The 23,208-nt window shown below is 36.1% G+C and carries 26 protein-coding genes and 1 pseudogene; 25 read left to right on the top strand and 2 right to left on the bottom strand.

Going from position 1 to position 23,208, the window contains the following annotated elements; translation table 11 throughout:
• Window position 1: 1 nt before the first annotated feature.
• The 8 genes from AC1M36_RS14355 to AC1M36_RS14320 all read left to right on the top strand — a co-directional run bounded on the left by AC1M36_RS14355 (window position 2) and on the right by AC1M36_RS14320 (window position 6,830).
• Complete coding sequence (locus AC1M36_RS14355; RefSeq protein WP_479845978.1) at window positions 2-496, top strand: LysM peptidoglycan-binding domain-containing protein; 495 nt, start codon at window positions 2-4, stop codon at window positions 494-496.
• A 138-nt stretch (window positions 497-634) separates the two neighbouring features.
• Window positions 635-1,411: a metallophosphoesterase gene (locus AC1M36_RS14350; RefSeq protein ID WP_336451755.1), complete on the top strand. Its 777-nt coding sequence runs from the start codon at window positions 635-637 to the stop codon at window positions 1,409-1,411.
• Window positions 1,412-1,440: 29 nt separating this feature from the next.
• Window positions 1,441-2,340, top strand: a complete 900-nt coding sequence (locus AC1M36_RS14345; RefSeq protein ID WP_336451756.1) for a MerR family transcriptional regulator — start codon at window positions 1,441-1,443, stop codon at window positions 2,338-2,340.
• Window positions 2,341-2,417: 77 nt separating this feature from the next.
• Window positions 2,418-3,020 carry a genetic competence negative regulator gene (locus AC1M36_RS14340; RefSeq protein WP_336451757.1) on the top strand — a complete coding sequence of 201 codons (603 nt, stop codon included), beginning with the start codon at window positions 2,418-2,420 and terminating at the stop codon, window positions 3,018-3,020.
• A gap of 259 nt (window positions 3,021-3,279) precedes the next feature.
• Window positions 3,280-4,563, top strand: a complete 1,284-nt coding sequence (gene gudB / locus AC1M36_RS14335; protein ID WP_479845977.1) for an NAD-specific glutamate dehydrogenase — start codon at window positions 3,280-3,282, stop codon at window positions 4,561-4,563.
• 325 nt (window positions 4,564-4,888) lie between these two features.
• Window positions 4,889-5,125 carry a DUF3961 domain-containing protein gene (locus AC1M36_RS14330; protein ID WP_174099687.1) on the top strand — a complete coding sequence of 79 codons (237 nt, stop codon included), beginning with the start codon at window positions 4,889-4,891 and terminating at the stop codon, window positions 5,123-5,125.
• A gap of 78 nt (window positions 5,126-5,203) precedes the next feature.
• A complete protein-coding gene (locus tag AC1M36_RS14325; protein ID WP_336451759.1) occupies window positions 5,204-5,734 on the top strand; it encodes a peptidoglycan recognition protein family protein in 531 nt (176 codons plus the stop codon).
• A 112-nt stretch (window positions 5,735-5,846) separates the two neighbouring features.
• Window positions 5,847-6,830, top strand: a complete 984-nt coding sequence (locus tag AC1M36_RS14320) for a YpdA family putative bacillithiol disulfide reductase (protein ID WP_336451760.1) — start codon at window positions 5,847-5,849, stop codon at window positions 6,828-6,830.
• Window positions 6,831-6,856: 26 nt separating this feature from the next.
• Here AC1M36_RS14320 and AC1M36_RS14315 read toward each other — a convergent pair whose 3' ends face one another.
• Window positions 6,857-7,831, bottom strand: coding sequence for an asparaginase (locus tag AC1M36_RS14315; RefSeq protein WP_336451761.1), 975 nt, complete (start codon window positions 7,829-7,831; stop codon window positions 6,857-6,859).
• Between the two features lie 199 nt (window positions 7,832-8,030).
• Here AC1M36_RS14315 and AC1M36_RS14310 point away from each other — a divergent pair, with 199 nt between their 5' ends.
• The 4 genes from AC1M36_RS14310 to fni all read left to right on the top strand — a co-directional run bounded on the left by AC1M36_RS14310 (window position 8,031) and on the right by fni (window position 11,554).
• Complete coding sequence (locus AC1M36_RS14310) at window positions 8,031-8,204, top strand: DUF5359 family protein (RefSeq protein ID WP_336451762.1); 174 nt, start codon at window positions 8,031-8,033, stop codon at window positions 8,202-8,204.
• Between the two features lie 132 nt (window positions 8,205-8,336).
• On the top strand, window positions 8,337-9,014 hold the full coding sequence (cmk, locus tag AC1M36_RS14305) for a (d)CMP kinase (RefSeq protein ID WP_336451763.1): 678 nt from the start codon (window positions 8,337-8,339) through the stop codon (window positions 9,012-9,014).
• A gap of 329 nt (window positions 9,015-9,343) precedes the next feature.
• Window positions 9,344-10,492: a 30S ribosomal protein S1 gene (gene rpsA / locus AC1M36_RS14300; RefSeq protein WP_336451764.1), complete on the top strand. Its 1,149-nt coding sequence runs from the start codon at window positions 9,344-9,346 to the stop codon at window positions 10,490-10,492.
• Window positions 10,493-10,504: 12 nt separating this feature from the next.
• Window positions 10,505-11,554 carry a type 2 isopentenyl-diphosphate Delta-isomerase gene (fni, locus tag AC1M36_RS14295; RefSeq protein WP_336451765.1) on the top strand — a complete coding sequence of 350 codons (1,050 nt, stop codon included), beginning with the start codon at window positions 10,505-10,507 and terminating at the stop codon, window positions 11,552-11,554.
• A 325-nt stretch (window positions 11,555-11,879) separates the two neighbouring features.
• Here the strand turns inward: fni and AC1M36_RS14290 are convergent, their stop codons facing one another.
• Window positions 11,880-12,014 carry a YpzI family protein gene (locus AC1M36_RS14290; RefSeq protein WP_003206535.1) on the bottom strand — a complete coding sequence of 45 codons (135 nt, stop codon included), beginning with the start codon at window positions 12,012-12,014 and terminating at the stop codon, window positions 11,880-11,882.
• 119 nt (window positions 12,015-12,133) lie between these two features.
• On the opposite strand from AC1M36_RS14290, the pseudogene AC1M36_RS14285 reads away from it, so the two are divergent.
• The 13 genes and pseudogenes from AC1M36_RS14285 to AC1M36_RS14225 all read left to right on the top strand — a co-directional run bounded on the left by AC1M36_RS14285 (window position 12,134) and on the right by AC1M36_RS14225 (window position 23,181).
• A pseudogene (locus AC1M36_RS14285) lies at window positions 12,134-12,744 on the top strand (YphA family membrane protein).
• Window positions 12,737-13,627 carry a YIEGIA family protein gene (locus AC1M36_RS14280; protein ID WP_336451766.1) on the top strand — a complete coding sequence of 297 codons (891 nt, stop codon included), beginning with the start codon at window positions 12,737-12,739 and terminating at the stop codon, window positions 13,625-13,627. Before AC1M36_RS14285 ends, AC1M36_RS14280 begins: the two are co-directional and overlap by 8 nt.
• A complete protein-coding gene (locus AC1M36_RS14275; protein WP_336451767.1) occupies window positions 13,627-13,812 on the top strand; it encodes a capping complex subunit for YIEGIA in 186 nt (61 codons plus the stop codon). The genes AC1M36_RS14280 and AC1M36_RS14275 overlap by 1 nt, the downstream gene beginning before the upstream one ends.
• A gap of 124 nt (window positions 13,813-13,936) precedes the next feature.
• Window positions 13,937-15,247 carry a ribosome biogenesis GTPase Der gene (gene der / locus AC1M36_RS14270; RefSeq protein ID WP_336451768.1) on the top strand — a complete coding sequence of 437 codons (1,311 nt, stop codon included), beginning with the start codon at window positions 13,937-13,939 and terminating at the stop codon, window positions 15,245-15,247.
• A gap of 18 nt (window positions 15,248-15,265) precedes the next feature.
• Entirely contained in the window at window positions 15,266-16,288 is a 1,023-nt protein-coding gene (locus AC1M36_RS14265) for an NAD(P)H-dependent glycerol-3-phosphate dehydrogenase (protein ID WP_336451769.1), read from the top strand.
• A 118-nt stretch (window positions 16,289-16,406) separates the two neighbouring features.
• The gene (locus AC1M36_RS14260; protein WP_336451770.1) at window positions 16,407-16,658 is read left to right on the top strand and encodes a stage VI sporulation protein F; all 252 of its coding nucleotides are present in this window, start codon (window positions 16,407-16,409) and stop codon (window positions 16,656-16,658) included.
• Between the two features lie 673 nt (window positions 16,659-17,331).
• Window positions 17,332-17,535 carry a DUF2768 domain-containing protein gene (locus AC1M36_RS14255; RefSeq protein ID WP_026591204.1) on the top strand — a complete coding sequence of 68 codons (204 nt, stop codon included), beginning with the start codon at window positions 17,332-17,334 and terminating at the stop codon, window positions 17,533-17,535.
• 115 nt (window positions 17,536-17,650) lie between these two features.
• Window positions 17,651-18,361 (top strand): hypothetical protein, encoded by a 711-nt coding sequence (locus AC1M36_RS14250; protein WP_479846026.1) that lies wholly within the window; start codon window positions 17,651-17,653, stop codon window positions 18,359-18,361.
• A 238-nt stretch (window positions 18,362-18,599) separates the two neighbouring features.
• Window positions 18,600-20,078, top strand: coding sequence for a stage IV sporulation protein A (spoIVA, locus tag AC1M36_RS14245; protein WP_336451771.1), 1,479 nt, complete (start codon window positions 18,600-18,602; stop codon window positions 20,076-20,078).
• 383 nt (window positions 20,079-20,461) lie between these two features.
• Window positions 20,462-20,734, top strand: a complete 273-nt coding sequence (locus tag AC1M36_RS14240) for an HU family DNA-binding protein (protein ID WP_001043860.1) — start codon at window positions 20,462-20,464, stop codon at window positions 20,732-20,734.
• Between the two features lie 124 nt (window positions 20,735-20,858).
• Complete coding sequence (gene folE, locus AC1M36_RS14235; protein WP_336451772.1) at window positions 20,859-21,428, top strand: GTP cyclohydrolase I FolE; 570 nt, start codon at window positions 20,859-20,861, stop codon at window positions 21,426-21,428.
• A 253-nt stretch (window positions 21,429-21,681) separates the two neighbouring features.
• Window positions 21,682-22,437 (top strand): heptaprenyl diphosphate synthase component 1, encoded by a 756-nt coding sequence (locus AC1M36_RS14230; RefSeq protein ID WP_479845976.1) that lies wholly within the window; start codon window positions 21,682-21,684, stop codon window positions 22,435-22,437.
• A 30-nt stretch (window positions 22,438-22,467) separates the two neighbouring features.
• Window positions 22,468-23,181: a demethylmenaquinone methyltransferase gene (locus AC1M36_RS14225; RefSeq protein WP_336451774.1), complete on the top strand. Its 714-nt coding sequence runs from the start codon at window positions 22,468-22,470 to the stop codon at window positions 23,179-23,181.
• Window positions 23,182-23,208: the final 27 nt, after the last annotated feature.

Here is a 23,208-nt window from a genome sequence, read left to right as displayed (position 1 = left end):
CATGAGAAAACAAATTCCTGATTTTGAAGAAGAGTTGGAAGCAGAGTTGGAAGAAGAGCAAACAGAAGAAGGTTTACCGCCGCGAAGTGAGATTCATAGAAATAAAGAGAAGAAAAAATCTAAATTTAAGATTAACCACTTTTTTGTTCGGGTTTTAACATTTTTATTTATTTTGTTGCCGCTTAGTATTTTATGGTATACAGATAAGTATATCGAAGTAAAAAGTGCAAACAAGAATGATACCTCTGGAAAAAATGCGTTTGAAGTGATTTTTTTCGATTCAAATAAACACGGTGAAGGTGAAAAGAAGCAGCTAGAAAAGTTTGAAACGCACATTGTAAAAGAAGGGGAGACATTTGAAAGTATTGGGCAACAGTATTTTCCAAATGAAGATGGGGCTACAATTATTAAAAGCTATAACAATTTACAAGATGACCAATTAGAAGTAGGAAAAGAATTAAAAATTCCTATTAAAGAAAAGATAGAGAAGGAATAGCAGCAGTAAAATAATTGTTGTATGAGTGAACTGAAAAAGGTGAATAAAGCCGTTCATATTTGATAAGGCATTATTCACCTTTTCGGCAATTTAGCCTGATGGGATTATATTTTTTGAGAGGGAAGTTGAGAAACGTATATGTTATGGATTGGATTAGGCGGCACATTCATATGTATTGGTTTCATTTTTCTTTTTTTGATGTATAGAGAAGCAGTGCGTAATACGTTGCTAGAACATACTTTATCATTTGTGAATTTCCCAGAAAGTTTTGGGAAAGTTAGGATATTTTTTATTTCAGATATTCATAGGAGAGTTATCGCACCTTCCTTAATTGAAAATGTAAAAGGAAATGCTGATTTTGTTATTATTGGTGGTGATTTAGCTGAGAAGGGTGTATCGTTATCACAAATTGCGGCTAATATTCAAACTCTAAGCGAAATTGGTCCTATATATTTTGTATGGGGAAATAACGATTATGAAATTGACTATCATGAATTGGATGCGTTATTACTAGAACATGGTGTGAAAATTTTAGATAATACACGAGTGCTGTTTGAATCAGAGAGTGGCGATAAGCTTTGTTTATTAGGGGTGGATGATGTTGGGTTAGAACGAGATCGTTTAGATTTGGCGCTAGCGGATTGTCAAGAAGATGGTTTTCGCATTCTTATTAGCCACAACCCTGCTATTGTAAACGAAATGTCTGGACAAGAGCAAATTTCTCTTGTATTAAGTGGTCATACTCACGGAGGACAAATTCGTTTATTTCATTCTAAACGTTACCTAAAAGGCGGCGTATATGAGTATCCATGTACAACTTTATTTGTGAGTAATGGGTATGGAACGACATTAATACCACTACGGTTTCGAGCCCCAGCTCAAACACACTTAATTACATTGCAAGGAGAAAATTAAGAGATATTCGGTTTAAAGGTGGGGAAAATATGCCAACTTTAAAAGGAAAGTATAATATAAAAGCTGTTTCGAATATGCTTGGGATTCAGCCAAGTACACTGCGGGCTTGGGAGAGACGATATCATATTATTGCTCCAAAGCGCAATGATGCAGGGTATCGTTTATATACAGAAGAGCATGTGAGAATCTTAAAATGGTTAATGAATAAAGTAAATGAAGGATTTACAATTGGTCAAGCAGTCCAGCTATTAGAAAGCAATCGATTGCAAAATCACAATCCAGCTGAGATGACGTATAGTAAAGAAATTTTATTAGTGGACGATATCCTTGGTTATTTGTTAAAATTTGATGAAATACATGCCCGTGAATTATTAAACGAGGCATTTGTTATTTATACAATAGAAAAAGTAATCACTCATATATTTATCCTGATTGCTGATAAGTTAGAGACTATGCGGAAAAATGATGAGATAACAGCTGTACAAGAGCGGTATGTGGAGGCGTTTTTATGTTCACGCGTTGGAATGATTTATCATAATACGCAAACTCATTTTACATTGCCAAAAGCTTTGTCAGTATGTGCACCAGGAGAAATGAATGCATTACATCTGTTTCTTTTTACAATATATTTACGTTTGAAAGGTTATCAAGCGATATATTTGGGGACAGGCCTAGAGGAAAATGAGATCTGTGCAGCCATCGAGCAATTCACACCTAAATATGTATTTATAGCATGTTCAAAAGAACGATATTTGAAAAGTTGGCTGAATTTGATTAAGAAGTTGCAAAGTCAGAATCCGAAGATCTGCACTGGACTTATTGGGTTTGCAAGCCAGCTTGTTTCAGATGAAGACGAGGCTGAACTTCAAAATATATGTATTGGCGATACAAAAAAAGAATGGGATGAATGGTTAAAAATGTCAGAATAGTTGTTCGAAAAGAACCATCTATTTTCTATTTCATATAATAAAAATTAGATACAACGGTTACGTAGGGAGGTTACAAGATGAGGTTGGAACGATTGAATTATAATAAAATTAAAATTTTCCTAACATTTGACGATTTATCTGAGCGAGGGTTGACGAAAGAGGATTTATGGAAAAATGCTCCAAAAGTGCAACAGTTATTTCGTGATATGATGCAAGAAGCAAATAAAGAACTTGGGTTTGAAGCAGATGGTCCAATTGCAGTTGAAGTTTTTTCTTTACAGGCACAAGGAATGGTTGTGATTGTTACAAAAGAAAATCATGAAACGGATACAGAAGATGAGTTTCGTGATGAGTTTATTGAAATGCAAGTAACTCTAGATGAGAGTGAGCATATATTGTATGAATTTGCAACGTTTGAAGATGTGATTACTTTGGCAAGTCGTTTGTATAATCTCGGTGTAACCGGAGGAAAACTTTACACATGGGATGGGCGTTTTTATCTTTGGATGGAAGAAGAACCAGCGTTATTAAAGGCGGATATTATTGCGATTTTAGCGGAATACGGTAATTCTTCTACAGTAACAATTTATCGTATTATGGAATATGGAAAAGAATTAATGGATTCTCAAGCAATTCAGCAAATATACAAGTATTTTATCTTAAAACAAAACCTCAGCTAATGTAATTGGCTTGAGGTTTTGTTAGTGTTTTATGATATTCGAGAGATTAAAATACATTATAGTATAAAAAATATTTAAATATTTAAGTATTTTACTTTTCTAAAAGTGATAAAAGGACTATAATGATATTGAAAACGCTTGCAATAAAAATAAGTTTGTATATATTTGTTAGCGTTTTCTATTGCATTCCAAATTTAACGGTGTATACTAGGCAATGAAGGTTTACTAAACAAGTGAAATTACAGGGGGTTTACTTACTATGGTAGCCGAAAAGGGAGCTCAAACACAAACACAAAAAAGGGAACAGCACTTTGAATTATTAAATTCAACACAAATTGTTATTAGTGAAGCCCTAGAAAAATTGGGTTATCCAAACGAGGTGTATGAATTACTTAAAGAACCAATTCGTATGATGACAGTGAAAATTCCAGTTCGTATGGATGACGGGACTGTTAAAATATTTACAGGATATCGCGCACAGCACAATGATGCTGTTGGTCCAACGAAAGGTGGAATTCGCTTCCATCCAAACGTAACAGAAAACGAAGTGAAAGCACTTTCTATTTGGATGAGTTTAAAATGTGGTATTGTTGATTTACCATATGGTGGAGGTAAAGGTGGTATCATTTGTGATCCACGAGAAATGTCTTTCCGTGAATTAGAAAGATTAAGCCGTGGATACGTACGAGCAATTAGTCAAATTGTTGGTCCAACAAAAGATATTCCTGCTCCAGATGTATTTACAAACTCACAAATTATGGCATGGATGATGGATGAATATAGCCGCATCGATGAATTCAATTCACCAGGATTTATCACAGGTAAACCACTTGTATTAGGTGGATCTCATGGCCGTGAAACAGCGACTGCGAAAGGTGTAACAATCTGTATTCGAGAAGCTGCGAAAAAACGCGGTATCGACATTAAAGGCGCTCGCGTTGTTGTCCAAGGGTTTGGGAACGCTGGTAGCTTCTTAGCTAAATTTATGCACGATGCTGGTGCAAAAGTAATTGCGATTTCTGATGCTTACGGTGCACTGCATGATCCAAATGGATTGGATATCGACTACTTACTTGATCGTCGCGACAGCTTCGGAACAGTAACAAAATTGTTTAACAATACAATTTCAAACAAAGAGCTATTAGAACTTGATTGTGATATTCTAGTTCCAGCTGCAATCGAGAACCAAATTACAGAGGAGAATGCTGCGGATATTAAAGCGAAAATTGTTGTAGAAGCAGCAAATGGTCCAACTACATTAGAAGCAACTAAAATTTTAACAGAACGCGGTATTTTACTTGTTCCTGACGTATTAGCAAGTGCTGGTGGTGTTACGGTATCTTACTTCGAATGGGTACAAAATAACCAAGGTTACTATTGGACAGAAGAAGAAGTAGAACAACGCTTAGAAAAAGTAATGGTAAGATCATTCGATTCCATTTATGAAACATCACAAGTTCGTAAAGTGAACATGCGTTTAGCAGCTTATATGGTTGGTGTACGTAAGATGGCAGAAGCTAGTCGCTTTAGAGGTTGGGTATAATAGAACGAGAAGTTTAGAGAGAACGTGGTTTCCTTCAAGGAAACCACGTTCTTTTATTGTTTAGAGTATGTATTGTTGGACCAGTGATTGCTATAGTCTAGAAATTATAATATTACTTTTCAAGTGGATTGGATAAAGTGAAATTTCTATCAGTCTGGGTCTTACTGCCTGTTAATACGGGATAAATTGTGACTCTTAATAGAAGGGAATATGTTAAGAATGGAAGTGCGTTCATAAAAAACAAAAAAGAACGCTTGTTCTATACGAACATTCGTGCTATACTCTCCTTAGATAAACAAAACGGAAACAAAATAAGGAGAGATTGATAATGAAAATGACAGCAAACCAAAGATTTATGATGCCAACAGATGTTATGGAACGGGTAGAAGTTTTACGAGAAAAACATGTGAAACGCTCATCTTTGTTACAATCCGTGAATAAATTTTTCGGTTTAGATACAAAAGAAGACTGTGTTTGGTTTTATGGGTTTTATGGAACTGCTGTAAGTATTTTATTATTTATGGTCTTTACTTCAAATATTTTTGATTTTCTCTTTGCGTAAGAAATGTGCCATATAGATATCGAGGTTGAATACATATATAAGGAAGAAAGGTAATTTTCTAGAGCGGAGTTGATAGACATGGTGATGTTCCCTATAGAGCGAAATTATATTGGGTACGGAAGCTCAAGGCCAGGAATCCGCCTTTCAAAGGTAAGATTTATTGTAAGCCATGATACGGGGAATCCTGGTAGCAATGCGATAGGAAATCGTGATTACTTTAACGAAGTACAACCGAAAGCATCGGCGCATACTTTTGTAGATGATACAACTATTTTAGAAATTATCCCAATTAATGAGGTAGCATATCATGTAAGATATGGCGTACCAACAGATAACGATTTGTTTGGTTATGATGCGAATAAAGCGTCAATTGGTGTTGAAATGTGTTATGGAGGTAATGTTAGTTTTTGGGATTCTTACACGCGGTTTACATGGTACCATGCTTATTTATGTCATACATTTAATTTAAATCCTAAAACGGATATTGTATCTCATAAAACACTTGATCCTACGAGAAAGATTGATCCGGAAAATGTATTTGGACAACAAGGAATAAGATTTAGACAGTTTTTAGCGGACGTCTATCGAATGTACGTATCGTTTAGATGACAAATATATGAAAAATGAATACAATAAAGATAGGTGCCTACTGCTGAAAGTAGGTTTTTTCTTGTTTTTTAATAAATAGAGATTGAAGCATAAGACTAGGAGTGAACCGAGTATGCAAAAAGAAACAGCTATAATAATCGGGGGCGGACCATGTGGGTTAGCGGCGGCGATTTCACTGCAACAAGAGGGAATCAATCCACTCGTAATTGAAAAAGGAAATATTGTGAACGCGATTTATCATTATCCAACTCACCAAACATTTTTTTCCTCTAGTGAAAAGCTTGAGATTGGTGATGTTGCGTTTATTACAGAAAACCGTAAACCGGTGCGTAATCAAGCACTTGCATACTATCGCGAAGTGGTAAAACGTAAAGGTGTGCGTGTCAATGCATTTGAACGTGTAGAACAAGTGCAAAAGGACGGAAACTTCTTTAGAGTAAATACGACGAAGCGTGATGGGAACAAGGAGACATATACTGCAAAATATATTGTAGTGGCAACGGGATATTATGATAACCCCAACTATATGAACGTTCCTGGAGAAAATTTAGACAAAGTATCCCATTACTTTAAAGAGGCACATCCGTATTTTGACCGTGATGTAGTTGTGATAGGAGGGAAAAATTCAAGTGTAGATGCGGCGTTAGAACTTGTAAAAGCTGGAGCACGTGTAACGGTGTTGTATCGCGGGGGAGAATATTCAAAGAGTATTAAGCCGTGGATTTTACCTGAATTTGAAGCATTAGTGCGTAATGGTACAATTCAAATGCAGTTCCATGCTCATGTGAAAGAAATTACCGAACATACACTTACGTATACAAGTAACGGAGAGTCATTTACAATTCAAAATGATTTTGTATTTGCGATGACGGGATACCACCCAGATCATAGTTTTCTAACAAAAATGGGAGTAGAAATTGATAAAGAAACAGGGCGCCCACTATTTATAGAAGAAACAATGGAAACGAATGTTGAGAATATCTTTATTGCGGGTGTTATTGCAGCTGGCAATAATGCGAATGAAATTTTTATTGAGAATGGAAGATTTCATGGTGGAGCAATTACACAAACAGTTGTATCAAGAGAACAAAAATAAGCTGTCGAATTTCGACAGCTTATTTGTTAATCCTGCATAAACATTTGTTGGATTTTTTCTTTAGAGTGCGCACATTCTAAAGCGACAAGTAGTTTAATACGGGCTTTTTGAGCGTTTAAACCGTATGTGAAAACAATACCCATATCTTTTAATTGCTTTCCTCCACCCTCATAGGAGTATACGTCTTGGACAATTCCATTAAAGCAGCGGGAAACGAGAACAATTGGAATGCCTTTATTTATTAAGCGTTGTAAACTAGGGAGTGTTCTTGGTGGTAAATTACCTTGACCAAGTGCTTCGATTACAATTCCGTCTACTGGTAAGGTTTCAATTGCTGCTAATAGTGTATCATCCATACCAGCGTATGCTTTTAACACAACAACGTTTTTAGAAATTTGTCCGACCACATATGTTTCATGATGTACGAGAGCGTGATGAAAGACAACGCCGCGCTTTGTCACCATACCGATTGGTCCGTATTGAGGACTTTGGAATGTTGCAACATTACTTGTATGCGTTTTTGTTACATTTGTTGCGCAATGAATTTCATCATTTAATACGACAAGAACACCTTTTCCAAGTGCTTCGTTGCTATTTGCAACCTTTACAGCAGATAAAAAGTTATATAAACCGTCAGCACCTAATTCGTTGCTAGAGCGCATTGCCCCTGTTACAACAATTGGAATGTTCGCTTGTACAGTTAAATCTAAAAAGTATGCAGTCTCTTCTAATGTATCTGTACCATGTGTAATGACAACACCATGGATGCCTTCGTTTTTTACTCTTTCGTCAATAATGACTTGTAATTGTAACATCTCACTAGGAGTCATATGAGGTGATGGAAGATGAAAGACATCTTCAACAATTAAATCAATATCATCCTCTAAATCAGGAATGAATTTTAAAAGAGGATTTTGTTCCCCTGGTTGTACAACCCCAGTTTCTTTATCTTCTTCCATTGAGATTGTTCCACCTGTGTGTAAAACTAGGATTTTTTTCAATGCTTATACCCCTTTCCATTCGAAAAAATACATTTAGAACATAACATGTTTTTACTAGATTCGACAATGAAAATGTATAAAAGTTTGTATTAGAAATGAAAATAAAGTTAGCTACTTTATACTCGGAAAGAATTGAAGTGATAGTTTTTTCTATCATAAGCTGTTGCAATGAGTGAGAAAAAATGAAAAGAGGATATTTTTGAAAAAAATTGAGGGAGTTTTAATTCGTATATTATTGGTTCAATTTATTTGTCTCTGTATTATTCAATTGCTTTTTATGCAAGAATCCACAGTGAAATATATATCAAAAATCGCATATTATGAAGGAGTTACAAGTAAAAACAAAACGGATATTTTACAAGTGAATAAGTAGTTTTCATTTCCTTCTAGTAAGGATTATGCTACAATAATTGAGGATTTAATCGACATGGAACAGGCACAGAGAAGCAGGGGATTTGTACCTGCTTTTCATTTTGTTTTATAAGTGAAAAAATGAGGTGTTACAATGGAAAAACGAATTTCAATTGCGATAGATGGTCCAGCAGCTGCTGGGAAAAGCACAGTTGCAAAGATTGTTGCGAAAGAACTTTCCTATGTTTATATTGACACAGGTGCAATGTATCGTATACTTACATACGCTGCTTTGGAGCAAAGTGTAGATATTGAAAATGAAGAAAGCCTAATGGCAGTTTTAAAAAATGTAAATATTGAGTTTCAACAAGGCGAAAATACACAATTAGTTTTCTTAAACGGCCAGGATGTATCTGAAGCGATTCGTACACCGAATGTAACAAATCGTGTATCAATTGTTGCCAAGCACCGTCTTGTTCGCGAAGAGATGGTACGTCGCCAACAGGCTCTAGCAGAAAAGGGCGGAGTGGTAATGGACGGTCGTGATATTGGTACGCATGTGCTACCTAATGCGGAAGTGAAAATTTTCATGCTTGCTTCTGTTCAAGAGAGAGCGGAGCGTAGACATCTTGAAAACACGAAAAAAGGTTTTGCTTCTAGTTTAGAGCAATTGAAAAAAGAGATTGCTGAGCGTGATAAGCTGGATTCAGAACGTGAAGTTTCTCCGCTGAAAAAAGCGGATGATGCATTGGAATTAGATACAACTTCTTTATCAATTGAAGAAGTTGTGCGAAAAATTATGGATATTGTTTCTGGAGCATTTGCAAAGTAAAGAAAGGGGAGTCCCCTTTCTTTTTTATTAGAATCGTGGGGAATGGTAGGACACTTTTCTTGACAAATAAGTCAATTTGTAAGAAGTTAGTAAAAGAAGAGGAACTGTCAGAATATATTCGCTATTATATTTTAAAACATACTTTATTCAAGGAGATTTTGCTGTATACTATTTATATAGGTTTCTATACCTTCTATGAAGTGTAGGACAAACAATAGGTTAGAATCGAGTATGTGCTAAAACATTCTTATAACATGCAAATGAAAACATTTGTTTTCATTTCGTATATACATAAAAAAGCTTTGTCAATTCTGTAGGGAGGTATTTCCATGGTAGAGAAAATGAATGAAGAAGTTGTGGATTCAAAAGCATTACAAGTGGGTGACGTTGTTACAGGTTCTGTAACGAAAGTTGAAGAAAAGCAAGTTCTTGTAAATGTTGGATACAAAACAGATGGCGTTATTCCGATTAGTGAATTAGCTAACGTTCATATTGAAAAAGCCAGTGATGTTGTAGAATTAGACCAGACTCTTGAATTAAAAGTTATTAAATTAGAAGATGATGATCTTGTATTATCGAAACGTGCTGTTGATGCAGAAAAAGCATGGGTAGAATTGCAAGAGAAGTTCACTTCAGGTGAAGTGTTTGATGTTACTGTAAAAGATATTGTGAATGGTGGTTTAGTTGTAGACCTTGGTGTTCGCGGATTTATTCCAGCTTCACTTGTAGAAATGCACTATGTAGAAGACTTTACTGAGTATAAAGGAAAAACATTAGCGGTGAAAATCGTTGAATTAGATCGTGAAAAGAATCGTGTTATTCTTTCGCATAAAGCAGTTGTAGAACAAGAATTAGAATCGAAGAAAAAAGAAGCGATCTCTTCTTTAAAAGAAGGAGATGTTGTGGAAGGTACAGTTCAACGTTTAACTGACTTCGGAGCTTTTGTGAATGTTGGTGGCGTAGATGGTTTAGTACACATTTCTCAAATCTCTCATGATCGCGTTGAACAGCCGTCTGATGTGTTAACACAAGGGCAAAGTGTAAAAGTCAAAGTGTTATCGGTTGATGCTGATACGCAGCGCATTTCTTTATCGATTAAAGCTGCAGAGCCAGGACCTTGGGAAAATGTTGCTGCTGAAGTTAAAGCGGGTGATGTTCGAGAGGGTATAGTAAAACGTATTGTTACATTCGGTGCTTTCGTTGAAATTTTACCAGGTGTAGAAGGACTTGTGCACGTATCACAAATTGCAAATCGCCACGTGAAAAATCCAAATGAAGTATTAGAAATGGGACAAGAAGTGAAAGTGAAAGTACTTGAAGTACATGCAGCAGAAAAACGCATTTCTTTAAGTATAAAAGAAGCTGTTGAAGAAAATAATGAAACAGAAGATTACAGCCAATATGAGCCGACTTCTGAGTCTGCAACTTTCCAATTTAGTGATATTATTGGTGAACAACTGAAAAAATTAAAGAAATAAAGAGGGGTACAAGTGGTAAGGGCAAAACGGAAATTAGAACATATTGAATACGCTCTTTCCACCGGACAGTCTCGTATACATGGCTTTCATGACATTGCTTTTGTCCATCAAAGCTTGCCAAATTCAAGTTATGAAAGTATTACATTTGAAACGGAAATCGGCGAACTTTCATTAAGTTCGCCGATTTTTATCAATGCGATGACCGGTGGTGGTGGAGAGCACACATTACATATTAATGAACAGTTGGCACATGTAGCCAAGCATCATAACCTTGCGATGGCTGTTGGTTCTCAAATGGCTGCTTTAAAAGATGAGAGAGAAGCGTCCTCTTATCGAATCGTTCGAAAGGTAAACCCAAATGGCATCGTTTTTGCAAATTTGGGTAGTGAAGCGAGTGTTGATCAAGCAAAGCGAGCAGTTGATATGATCGAAGCAAATGCTTTGCAAATTCATTTGAATGTCATTCAAGAACTAACGATGCCAGAAGGTGACCGGGATTTTACAGGTGTATTAAAGCGGATTGAGCAAATTGTTATAAGTTCTCAAGTTCCTGTTATCGTGAAAGAAGTAGGATTTGGTATGAGTAAAGAAGCAGTACAGCAACTTACTAATGTTGGCGTTTCAGCTGTAGATATTGGTGGTTATGGTGGCACAAACTTTGCTGCAGTTGAAAATGAGCGAAGGCAGCGAATGCTTTCTTATTTTAACGATTGGGGCATTCAGACTACAGCCTCTATAATAGAAGCATCCTCTACAAACAATAACCTCTCTCTTATTGCATCTGGTGGTATACAAACGGCACTTGATGTAGCAAAAGCGATTGCACTTGGGGCACAGGCAACGGCCTTTGCTGGCTATTTTTTACGTATATTGATGAATGATGGTACCCAGAAATTAATCGAAGAAATAGAACTTTTACACACGGACTTGCAATTTATTATGACGGCTCTTGGAGCGAGTACGCTTTCTGAGCTTCAGCGAGTGCCGCTTATTGTGAAAGGTGATACGTACCATTGGCTATCACAGCGCGGGATTGATACTAAAAATTACAGTATGAGATAGGATTTAATAGGAGATGTAAGGGGGAAAATCAACCATTTGGTTGGTTTTTTCTTTTATATGTACGGGAAATTGATCTGTATAAATTATTTTATACTATCATTAATCTATAAATTTGGAAAAGCATTTGAGATAAAGTGAAATATAGAGGTTATTTATTTTAAAATCAAGTAGTTTAAAATGCAACGCATTAAAAAAATGAGAAGTTTTCTAATATTTTTAAGTAATAAAAAGATGGTTTTGGTGTTATACCGAAACCATCTTTTTTTGCGTTCATTGAGAATGTAATCTTACACTAGATTTTCGTAAAGTAAGAACTATTTTACTTTTAATGCTGATTTTGTTTACGTGCTTGCTCCGGTGTATCAAGCCCTGTTGCACCAGGATATTGCAATGATTGATCACGATCTGATTCAACGCGGCGTGATTGTTTTAATTTTTTTTCTTGGCGGTCTTTTCCCATTGTTGTTTGCACCCCCTCAATAGAAAGTGTTGCTGTTATAAGAAAAAACTATGCAAAAAGAAGAAAAGGATTAGTTTTCATAAAAAGTTCCCATAATGGAAATGATAGGAGGGCGAAATATGGAGGGAAGTTATTTTTATTTCGTAGCATGGATGGGTTGGATTGTTACAACATTTTTTTTGGGAAAAGATGAAATTCGTTGGAAAGTCAGTGCTGTTATATTGATATTTATTATTTGTTCACAAATAACGGTATCTATTGCTTCGGTCACTGTATCAGTAAATGCTCTTATAGTTGGAGTTATTTCTTTTTTAGGGATTGCTCTATATTCTATATGGAAAAAAATATATGCTTTATTGTCAGCACTTATTATTGCTATGTTATACACAAGCTTTCATTTATTAGAGGTGTATGACCCGATTTGGATTGTCATTAATCGAACTTGGATGTTGAGTGGTGCTCTTGTATATGCATCAATTTTATTACATCGAGATCGTTTATTACGCCTATGTTCTTTATACGCGGGAGCATTACAAGGAGAAATATTAGTAACATTTATTTTTGGCAGGCTTCATTTTCCGTACGAATTTGGTAGTTTGACATTTCTTGATATCATTGCTGTTTCTACGCTATTGATTACGGTGATGTTTTACATCGTAAAAGCATCTTCGTATAGAGGGCAATTTAGGAAAAAACATGTAAAAGAAAGGCAAGGATAATACATGACTGAATATACATCAGCCATTTTATGTGGCGTCATTGCTGGAACAATAACGCGAATTTTGATGCTTCGTACAGATACGAGGCAGTATCCGACACGTTTGCATGGGAAAATCATTCATATTGCTATGGGGCTGATTGCAGCAGCTTTAGGGGCGATTGCTATTCCGTCTATTTTGAAGAAGGATTTTTCAGCAATTACTTTCTTAACATTGGCTGCATCTCAATTCCGAGATGTTCGAAATATGGAGAGGAATACACTGCAGCAATTAGATGGGTATGAGCTTGTACCACGCGGAAACACATATATTGAGGGGATAGCCCTTGTGTTTGAAAGTCGTAACTATTTAGCGATGCTAACAGCATTTGTGACGACATTTACATATATAGGGTTTCATTCATGGATTGCTGGTGTAGTGGCTGGTATAGTGGGATTTTTTATTGCGAAAACATTGATGTCTGGTAAAAGGTTACGTGATCTGGTAGATATTGAGCATGTTCCTCTCCGGTTTGAAGAGGCAGGATTATATATTGATAATATTTATATTATGAATATTGGATTGCCAGCAAGGCAAGAAGAAATTATGAAGTATGGAATGGGTTTTATTTTAAAGCCTAAATCTATTGACGCAAGAGTAACGATCTCGAACCTTGGACAACGACAAGCAATATTGCATGATGTTTCTGTTGCATTAGGCATATTTAGAGATTCTGGAACTCCGGCGTTAGTTCCGTTAGCTAAGCGTGATTTAGAAGATGGAAGAGTAGGGGTATTTGTACTCCCGCAAGATCAAGATGTAAAAAAAGCGATTGCTGTAATAGGAAATGTACCAACATTAGAAAGTGCAGTTCATATGTCATCAGAGGCTCCAAAAGGAAGGGGAGATTTGTGATGATGTTAGAAAGCTTTATTCTTGCTGTAATTACAACAACACCAGAAAAGTTTGGTGGTGGAGCACCTTTGTTTATATGTGAATCGAAAGAAGAAATGGAATTTGTAGCAAATAATTTAGAAGCGATTCTAGACGGCATTGCCCACCGCTTACAAGAGAATGTATATATTATTGTGAAACATTAGTAACGTGTGATATAATATGAGATGTTTTGATATGATGAGAAATATTCTGGAATGCAAATCCCTTCTTGCACAAAGAAGGGTTTTTTACATAATAAACAGAAGCAAGTTGAAAGGATGAAATGATATGCCGAAACCAGTAGTGGCAATAGTAGGGCGCCCGAACGTAGGAAAATCTACTATTTTCAATAGAATTGTTGGAGAGAGAGTTTCAATTGTAGAAGATATCCCCGGGGTAACACGAGATCGTATTTATAGCGCCGGTGAATGGTTAAACCATGAATTTAACATTATTGATACAGGCGGAATTGATATTGGAGACGAGCCATTTTTGACACAAATTCGTCAACAAGCAGAAGTTGCGATTGATGAAGCGGATGTTATCATTTTTATGACGAATGGCCGCGATGGTGTAACAGCTGCAGATGAAGAGGTTGCAAAAATTTTATATCGTTCTAAAAAGCCGGTTGTACTTGCAGTAAATAAAGTAGATAATCCTGAGATGCGTAATGATATTTATGATTTCTATGCATTAGGATTTGGTGAGCCATTCCCAATTTCAGGTACACACGGATTAGGTTTAGGTGATTTATTAGACGAAGCAGCAAAGCATTTTCCAAAAATTGAAGAGGAAGCATATGATGACGAGACAATTCGTTTCTCATTAATTGGCCGCCCAAACGTAGGGAAATCTTCACTAGTAAATGCATTGCTTGGTCAAGAACGTGTAATCGTAAGTAACGTAGCGGGAACAACACGTGATGCTGTCGATACACCATATAGTAAAGATGGTCAAGATTACGTTATTATTGATACAGCTGGTATGCGTAAAAAAGGAAAAGTATATGAGAGTACAGAAAAATATAGTGTACTTCGTGCACTAAGAGCGATTGAACGCTCTGACGTTGTCTTAGTTGTTTTAGACGGTGAAGAAGGAATTATTGAGCAAGATAAAAAGATTGCTGGTTATGCACATGACTCAGGACGAGCTGTTATTATCGTTGTGAATAAATGGGATGCAGTTAAAAAAGACGAAAAGACAATGAAAGCATTTGAAGAAAATATTCGTGCGCATTTCCAATTCTTGGATTATGCACCGATTGTATTCTTATCTGCAAAAACGAAGAAACGTACACAGACATTATTACCGGTTATTAATGAAGTAAATGAAAGTCATAGCATTCGCGTACAAACGAACGTATTAAATGACGTAATTATGGATGCGGTGGCAATGAATCCAACACCAACACATAACGGTAGTCGTCTGAAAATCTTCTATGCAACACAAGTTGCGGTGAAACCACCGACATTTGTTGTCTTTGTAAATGATCCAGAATTAATGCACTTTTCATATGAACGTTTCTTGAAGAATCGTTTACGTGAGTCATTTGGTTTTGTAGGAACGCCAATTCGAATTATTTCTAGAGCAAGAGACTAATGGAGAGGATGTGATTTTATGAAAAAAATCACAGTAGTAGGAGCAGGTAGCTGGGGAACAGCGTTAGCGATGGTATTAGCTGACAATGGTCATGATGTACGGATTTGGGGAAATCGTTCCGAGCTCATGAATGAAATCAATATGAAACATGAGAACAGTCGATACCTTCCAGGAATTACATTGCCAAGCACAATCGTAGCCTACTCTTCTTTAGAGGAAGCATTAGTAGATGTAAGTGCAGTACTTTTAGTTGTACCGACGAAAGCGTATCGAGAAGTATTGCAAGATATGAAGAAATTTGTTTCAGGACCGATGACTTGGATTCATGCAAGTAAAGGGATTGAACCAGGAACTTCGAAACGTATTTCGGAAATGATTGAAGAAGAAATTCCGGCGCATCTTATTCGAGATGTCGTTGTTTTATCAGGACCGAGCCATGCAGAAGAGGTAGGACTTCGTCAAGCTACAACGGTTACTGCTGCAGCGAAGCGTATGGAAGCGGCTGAAGAAGTACAAGACTTATTTATGAATAGTTATTTCAGGGTGTATACGAATCCAGATATCGTTGGAGTAGAACTTGGTGGAGCGCTAAAAAATATTATCGCATTAGCCGCCGGCATAACAGATGGCCTCGGATTAGGTGATAATGCAAAAGCAGCTCTTATGACACGTGGTTTAACGGAAATTGCGCGTTTAGGAAGAAAGATGGGCGGTAATCCGTTGACATTTGCTGGTTTAACAGGAATGGGCGACTTGATTGTAACTTGTACAAGTGTCCATAGCCGAAATTGGCGCGCGGGAAATATGCTTGGTAAAGGATATTCATTAGAAGAAGTATTAGATAGTATGGGTATGGTAGTTGAAGGTGTACGAACAACGAAAGCGGCATACGAAATGGCTGAGAAAATGGAAGTTGAAATGCCGATTACGTCAGCTTTATATGATGTGCTATTCAATGGAAATAATGTGAAAGATGCAGTAGGATCATTGATGGGGCGTGTTCGTAAACATGAAGTTGAAGCAATACCCGATTTATTATAACAAAAAGCTGTATGCGTGCAAAAAAGCACGTATACAGCTTTTTGGTTTTTCTAGGTCTTTTCACCATTTGATTCTTTTTGCATACGATGGAGTGTAAATTGAAGAGAGGGTGAAGGGAATGGATAACAACATTTTCAATAATATTGAGAAAGAAGCGAAAGTAAATAAAGACGATATTTTTAAATTAGCATCATCTGTACAAAACGCAAATTTACGTGATGAAAAAGTACTACGTCAATTAATTCATCAAGTTGCAACAATGGCGGGAAGAGAGGTGCCAAAAGAACAAGAAGATCAAATTGTAAAAGCAATTATTAATAATAATATGCCAGCGGACTTTAGCTCGTTAAGTAAGATGTTTAAAAAATAAAGTATGAGAAACAAAGGATTCGAGGATTGCATACGATAGCTATGAAAATGGAAATGGAGCTGTTTGTGGGCATATTTGGTCAACCGAAGCGAAGGGGATACATTCGCTTCGGTTTTATTTTTGTTTCAAAGTTTATCAGAAAGTAAGGGAGTGAGGAGATTTACGTCAATTAAAGCTTACTTTTGGTAGTTTTATTTACTTTGGAAAATCCCGGTTGGTGATGACAAATCATTAGTGGGAGAGAAAGAAAACACTTATTGATTAAAGTTTCGCTTTATCCCGCATTAACGGGCAGTAAGACCCCCACCTCAAGATTCAGAGAAAAACGAGGAAGATAGGTGTGGGATCAACGGCCTGGAAAATCCCGATTGGTTCAACTAATAATTAGGGGGGATGAAGAAAACCCCACTGATTAAAGTTTCGCTTTATATAAAATAATTTTACTCTTCCAGTATATAATTTGTTTTAACAAAAGCAAAAGGTGACTCGTACTCATTTACTCTCTTTGCTTTCACATGACATGGGATAAAAAGAGGGTCTGGGCGCTTCTATGCATGGTCGGATGCTCTCTCCTACCCTAAAAAGAAGGGAGGTATATTATTTTTTTATTTGTTTAAAATTTTTAATTTGTTAAAATAATATAAAAATAGATTAATAATTAAGGAGTGTGCCTATGTCTGAAGGACTTATAAAAATGTGGTTTTCTTTAGGGGCTATGGGATTTATGTTTATTGCGGTAGTTTTTATTTTATTAAGTAGACATAAAATGAAGAATAAAATTTTGAAAGGGATTACAGCGAGTATTGCCTATACGCTTATGATTGTATCTGGGATTGTTATTTTCCTTGTAGTGTTTAGTGGACCGGTTGAACAATAAGAATGAATAATCAGTACTCTTTATTTTCATTTTCGGATAGATTGTGAGGAGATAGGCGGAGATGTGTAAACGAGTTGTAATGGATGGGATTGAGAAAATAAAGGATGGATTATCTGTGAAAAAACCATATATTATTTTAATATTTTGTTGTATAAGCCTTTTATCAGGATGTATGTATCCTAGAGAAAATATGAAACAAAATGCTGTCCCTTATGAAGATCAGTTGCAAGCTGTTCAAAAGGCAGTCAATACATACAAGGAACAAAATAGTGGCTTATTACCAATTAAAACATGTGATATGAATACACCAATTTATCAGAAATACCCCATTGATTTTCAAAAAATTGCACCACGTTATATACAAGAAGCACCTGGAAATGCATATGAAAGTGGTGGAGTGTATCAATATGTATTAGTAGATGTAGAAACAAATCCAACGGTAAAGTTACTTGACGTCAGAATGGCGGAACAAATACGAGATGTCAAGTTGAAGTTGCGAATGTATCGCGATGATCATCAATATCCTCCTTTTAAAAAGGTTATTGCAGATGGTGTTTATGAACTGGATTTTAAAAAAATGGGATATAAAGATGTGCCGCAAGTGACAAGTCCATATTCTGGAAGAGGGTTGCCGCTTGTAATCAATGAAAAAGGAGAGATTTTTGTTGATTATCGAATGGATTTATATGAAATGTTACAAAAAAATGGAGAAAAAATAAAAGAGGGAGAAGATATTCGGAATATGCTTTTAAAAGATACACCATTTGTGCCTGCGTACTCTTTACCGTATACAGTAAAAAACGGAGAACCAATTTTTTTTAAATGATAAGTCATGAACCTTTCTTTTAGCGAATAAGTTCTAGAAGAAAGGTTTTTTTCATGTAATACAACTTATGATGAAAACAAAAAGTTCTTTTTAAATAGTCATATGAATTTAGGACAAAATCATATGATATATTGTCCGCACTTCTAGAATATTTTATATGATAAGAAACATCAATGAAGGCTATTGTATGTGAATACAAACTTGTATTATTCCCAAAAATTTTGAGGGAGGGAATCACTTGGAAAAGGTCGATATTTTTAAAGATATTGCTGAGCGCACGGGCGGTGATATTTATTTAGGGGTTGTAGGAGCTGTTCGAACAGGAAAATCAACGTTTATTAAAAAATTTATGGAACTTGTTGTTATTCCGAATATCGAAAATGATTCAGATCGTCAAAGAGCACAAGATGAATTACCTCAAAGTGCCGCTGGACGTACGATTATGACAACAGAACCAAAATTTGTTCCAAACCAAGCGGTTTCCATTCAGGTTGATGACGGTCTTGAAGTAAATATTCGATTAGTAGATTGTGTAGGTTATACGGTTCCTGGAGCGAAAGGATACGAAGATGAGAATGGCCCAAGAATGATTAATACACCTTGGTATGAAGAGCCTATCCCGTTTCATGAGGCTGCTGAAATTGGAACGCGTAAAGTAATTCAAGAACATTCTACTATTGGGGTTGTCATTACAACTGATGGAACGATTGGAGAAATTCCAAGACGGGATTATATAGAAGCAGAAGAACGTGTTATCAATGAATTAAAAGAAGTAGGTAAACCATTTATCATGATTATTAATACTGTACAGCCTTATCATCCAGATACAGAACAGTTACGTCAAAGTTTATCAGAAGAGCATGATATTCCTGTATTGGCAATGAGTGTGGAGAGTTTAAGAGAAACAGATGTTTACAATGTACTTCGCGAAGCTTTATTTGAATTCCCTGTTTTGGAAGTGAATGTGAATCTACCAAGCTGGGTCATGGTATTAAATGAAGGACATTGGTTACGCCAAAGTTATCAAGAAGCTGTTCAAGAGACAGTTAAAGATATAAAACGACTTCGCGATGTAGACCGTGTTGTCTGGCAGTTTAGTCAATATGAGTTTATTGATCGGGCGAGTCTAGCTGGGATCGATATGGGGCAAGGTGTTGCAGAAATTGACTTATATGCACCGGATGAGTTGTACGATCAAATATTAAAAGAAGTTGTAGGCGTAGAAATTAGAGGGAAAGATCATTTGTTAAAGTTGATGCTTGATTTTTCTCATGCGAAAACGGAGTATGATCAAGTTTCAGATGCTTTAAGGATGGTCAAACAAACAGGGTATGGTGTGGCTGCACCTGCATTAGCTGATATGAGTCTAGATGAGCCGGAAATTATTCGCCATGGATCGCGATTTGGTGTGAAATTAAAGGCCGTTGCACCGTCGATTCATATGATTAAAGTCGATGTTGAATCTACTTTTGAGCCAATTATTGGTACTGAAAAGCAAAGTGAAGAGCTTGTCCGTTACTTAATGCAAGATTTTGAAGATGATCCGCTTTCTATATGGAACTCTGATATCTTTGGACGTTCGCTGAGTTCAATTGTTCGAGAAGGGATTCAAGCAAAATTGTCTTTAATGCCTGAAAATGCACGTTATAAATTAAAAGAAACGCTCGAAAGAATTATTAACGAAGGATCTGGCGGATTAATTGCCATTATTTTATAAACAAAAGCTCCCTGCTCGCAGGGAGCTTTTGTTTTTTATCTCGTATAAGATACCTACCGAAAAGGAGGATATATGGAGAGATAACGGTCTAGAAGTGCTCGGTTCGTGATAGAAGTTTCGCTTTATAGGGGAGTAGCTAGCAAATAAATAGCCATTATCTAACACTTTGTAGCATATTGTCAAGTTTCATCGTTTTTTCACATTTTCGTAGTAACAATTTCTTTAAAAATATTGAATTATACAGGAGAATCGTATAATATAGGCGTTGATAATGATTTATCTACATCTTTGTAGTATAGAATTTGTAAAAATTGCCTACAAATGAAAGTAAGACTCATTTTATGATCATTATACAGTCTTATCTTTGGGAGGAGGTGAATGGCATGAACAAGACAGATTTAATCAATGCTGTTGCAGAAGCAAGTTCCCTTTCTAAAAAGGACGCAACAAAAGCAGTTGACGCTGTTTTTGATTCTATCTTAGAAGCTTTAAAACAAGGTGATAAAGTACAATTGATCGGATTCGGTAACTTCGAAGTTCGTGAGCGTGCGGCTCGTAAAGGACGTAACCCACAAACTGGTGAGGAAATTGAAATCGCTGCAAGTAAAGTACCTGCATTCAAACCTGGTAAAGCGTTAAAAGATGCGGTTAAATAATCCTTACATATTAACAGGGAAGAAGAGTTTCCTTTTTTGGGGAACTCTTCTTTTTGCTTTTAAAATCATAAATATGCTAGAATGTGTTCGTATCACTTTTAGGTTTTTCGGGAGGGTTAAGCGGATGGTAAAAGTTAACTTAGAACAAATTGAACAGGCGGTGCGCCTCATTTTAGAAGCGATTGGGGACGATCCTAACCGTGAGGGTGTACTAGATACACCAAAACGTGTTGCGAAGATGTATGCAGAAGTATTTTCAGGTATGCACGAAGATCCGAAGGAACATTTGCATAAAGTGTTTGGAGAAGATCACGAAGAACTTGTATTAGTGAAAGATATTCCGTTTTATTCGATGTGTGAGCATCATCTCGTTCCTTTTTATGGAGTTGCTCATGTTGCATATATTCCACGTGGTGGAAAAGTAACGGGTTTAAGTAAATTAGCTCGTACTGTAGATACAATTGCACGTCGTCCACAACTTCAAGAGCGTATTACTTCAACAGTAGCTGATTCTATTATGGAAGTACTAGAGCCACATGGTGTGATGGTAGTTGTTGAAGCAGAGCATATGTGTATGACAATGCGCGGCGTGAAGAAACCTGGTGCAAAAACGGTAACTACAGCAGTGCGCGGTGTACTAGAAAATAACGCAGCGGCACGTAGTGAAATTTTGTCTTTTATTAAGGAGAAGTAAAGGAAAGCGGGAAACTGCTTTTCTTTTTTATTTATATCATTTTATGAATGGTTACATATCGTCTTTAAAAAGTTACATATATTTTTTGGGTTGTCCATGAACTTATGGATGAGTGATTTTTTGTTTTTTATGCATATTATATGAATAGAAATCTAAATTGTAGTTTGTTTTGATTCCCCAAGTTTTGGTTATAGAAAATAGAATGTATGTGTTATAATAGGTTTTATGAATTAGAAAACAAGGGTGATTTTTTGTGTGTGACATCTACGGAAGGTATGCGGATATAAGGGAGCAGTTGCTAGCAAAACTGCGCCATCCTTATTTTATAAACTATATTGAAGAACCATTTATTGATGAAGAAAAAGTAGTGCTTTTATATGCTGCTTTAAAAAGTACAAATTTACATAAAGAGCAAATTGATCATTATGTAGTAACGATTATGCTTGTGCAGATAGCTCTCGATACACATGAAAAGGTGTCAAACAAAGCAGATAAAGAAACGAGCGGATTTCATAAGCGGCGTCAACTTACAGTCCTTGCAGGTGACTATTATAGTGGGTTGTATTATTATTTACTTTCAATGAATTGTGATATTGTACTGATTCGTGCGCTGGCTGAAGGAATTAAAGAAATTAATGAACATAAAATTATGTTATATCAGAAGGCATATCAAACAGTTGATGAAGTTATTGAAAGCATGATGACGATTGAGTCCGCACTTTTGCAGAAAACATGTGATCATTTTCATGTATCATATTGGAAGCCGTTTATAGCGTATGTATTAGGGAGAGAGCGTCTTCAAAAAGAGTATCAATTGCATGCTGAAAGACAAAATGTACCTGTTTTTCAAGCGGTTCAAGCGACTCTATCAAATGATGATGACAGAAACGTGGAAACCGTCTGTAAAGAATGGTTGGAAGAAGTGGACAAACAAGAACGTACATTTCTACAAAAGCATAAAGAAATTGGGGATCTAGTTTCTACTTTAAAAGGTAAATTGAAAACATAAGCAATTTTATATTGGAAGAAGGGTAAGAGCATGCAGCAATCAAAAGAAGAAAGAGTACATGATGTATTTGAGAAAATCTCTGATAAATACGATGTAATGAATTCGGTTATAAGTTTTCAAAGACATAAAGCATGGCGAAAAGAAACGATGCGAATTATGGATGTGCGGCCTGGAAGTAAGGCGTTAGATGTGTGTTGTGGAACTGCTGATTGGACAATTGCAATGGCGGATGCAGTTGGAACGACTGGAAAAGTATATGGATTAGACTTTAGTGAAAATATGCTATCTGTCGGAAAAGAAAAAGTAAAAGCTTTAGAATTAAAACATGTAGAACTTCTGCACGGGAATGCAATGGAACTGCCATTTGAAGATAATACATTTGATTATGTAACAATTGGTTTTGGATTGCGTAACGTTCCAGATTATATGCACGTATTAAAAGAAATGACACGTGTGGTTAAACCAGGTGGAAAAGTAATTTGTTTAGAAACATCTCAACCAACGATGGTTGGTTTTCGTCAGATGTATGTTTTATATTTTAAATATATCATGCCGTTATTTGGAAAGATGTTTGCCAAAAGTTATAAGGAATATTCATGGCTTCAAGAGTCTGCCAGCACATTCCCAGGGATGAAAGAATTAGCAAGTATGTTTGAGACCGCTGGGCTTGAGCGTGTACAAGTGAAACCATTTACTTTTGGAGTAGCAGCTATGCATTTAGGGTTTAAACCCGAATCAAAATAGAAAAAAGACGTTTTAGGTTAAGGTGAA

This window comes from Bacillus sp. Medicinal_06 (assembly GCF_056711665.1).
The sequence above is the reverse complement of the archived record's forward strand: the minus strand, read 5'-3'. Positions and strand labels throughout refer to the sequence as shown.

What these genes read in the sequence shown, in the direction of transcription:
- AC1M36_RS14345 (WP_336451756.1), top strand. Translation starts at nt 1,441, where the DNA reads ATGCCAACTTTAAAAGGAAAGTATAATATAAAAGCTGTTTCGAATATG.
- AC1M36_RS14320 (WP_336451760.1), top strand. Translation starts at nt 5,847, where the DNA reads ATGCAAAAAGAAACAGCTATAATAATCGGGGGCGGACCATGTGGGTTA.
- AC1M36_RS14255 (WP_026591204.1), top strand. Translation starts at nt 17,332, where the DNA reads ATGTCTGAAGGACTTATAAAAATGTGGTTTTCTTTAGGGGCTATGGGA.
- AC1M36_RS14260 (WP_336451770.1), top strand. Translation starts at nt 16,407, where the DNA reads ATGGATAACAACATTTTCAATAATATTGAGAAAGAAGCGAAAGTAAAT.
- cmk (WP_336451763.1), top strand. Translation starts at nt 8,337, where the DNA reads ATGGAAAAACGAATTTCAATTGCGATAGATGGTCCAGCAGCTGCTGGG.
- AC1M36_RS14280 (WP_336451766.1), top strand. Translation starts at nt 12,737, where the DNA reads ATGACTGAATATACATCAGCCATTTTATGTGGCGTCATTGCTGGAACA.
- AC1M36_RS14290 (WP_003206535.1), bottom strand. Translation starts at nt 12,014, where the DNA reads ATGGGAAAAGACCGCCAAGAAAAAAAATTAAAACAATCACGCCGCGTT.
- AC1M36_RS14240 (WP_001043860.1), top strand. Translation starts at nt 20,462, where the DNA reads ATGAACAAGACAGATTTAATCAATGCTGTTGCAGAAGCAAGTTCCCTT.
- AC1M36_RS14355 (WP_479845978.1), top strand. Translation starts at nt 2, where the DNA reads ATGAGAAAACAAATTCCTGATTTTGAAGAAGAGTTGGAAGCAGAGTTG.
- folE (WP_336451772.1), top strand. Translation starts at nt 20,859, where the DNA reads ATGGTAAAAGTTAACTTAGAACAAATTGAACAGGCGGTGCGCCTCATT.
- AC1M36_RS14225 (WP_336451774.1), top strand. Translation starts at nt 22,468, where the DNA reads ATGCAGCAATCAAAAGAAGAAAGAGTACATGATGTATTTGAGAAAATC.
- AC1M36_RS14325 (WP_336451759.1), top strand. Translation starts at nt 5,204, where the DNA reads ATGGTGATGTTCCCTATAGAGCGAAATTATATTGGGTACGGAAGCTCA.
- AC1M36_RS14275 (WP_336451767.1), top strand. Translation starts at nt 13,627, where the DNA reads ATGATGTTAGAAAGCTTTATTCTTGCTGTAATTACAACAACACCAGAA.
- AC1M36_RS14350 (WP_336451755.1), top strand. Translation starts at nt 635, where the DNA reads ATGTTATGGATTGGATTAGGCGGCACATTCATATGTATTGGTTTCATT.
- rpsA (WP_336451764.1), top strand. Translation starts at nt 9,344, where the DNA reads ATGGTAGAGAAAATGAATGAAGAAGTTGTGGATTCAAAAGCATTACAA.
- der (WP_336451768.1), top strand. Translation starts at nt 13,937, where the DNA reads ATGCCGAAACCAGTAGTGGCAATAGTAGGGCGCCCGAACGTAGGAAAA.
- AC1M36_RS14340 (WP_336451757.1), top strand. Translation starts at nt 2,418, where the DNA reads ATGAGGTTGGAACGATTGAATTATAATAAAATTAAAATTTTCCTAACA.
- gudB (WP_479845977.1), top strand. Translation starts at nt 3,280, where the DNA reads ATGGTAGCCGAAAAGGGAGCTCAAACACAAACACAAAAAAGGGAACAG.
- AC1M36_RS14265 (WP_336451769.1), top strand. Translation starts at nt 15,266, where the DNA reads ATGAAAAAAATCACAGTAGTAGGAGCAGGTAGCTGGGGAACAGCGTTA.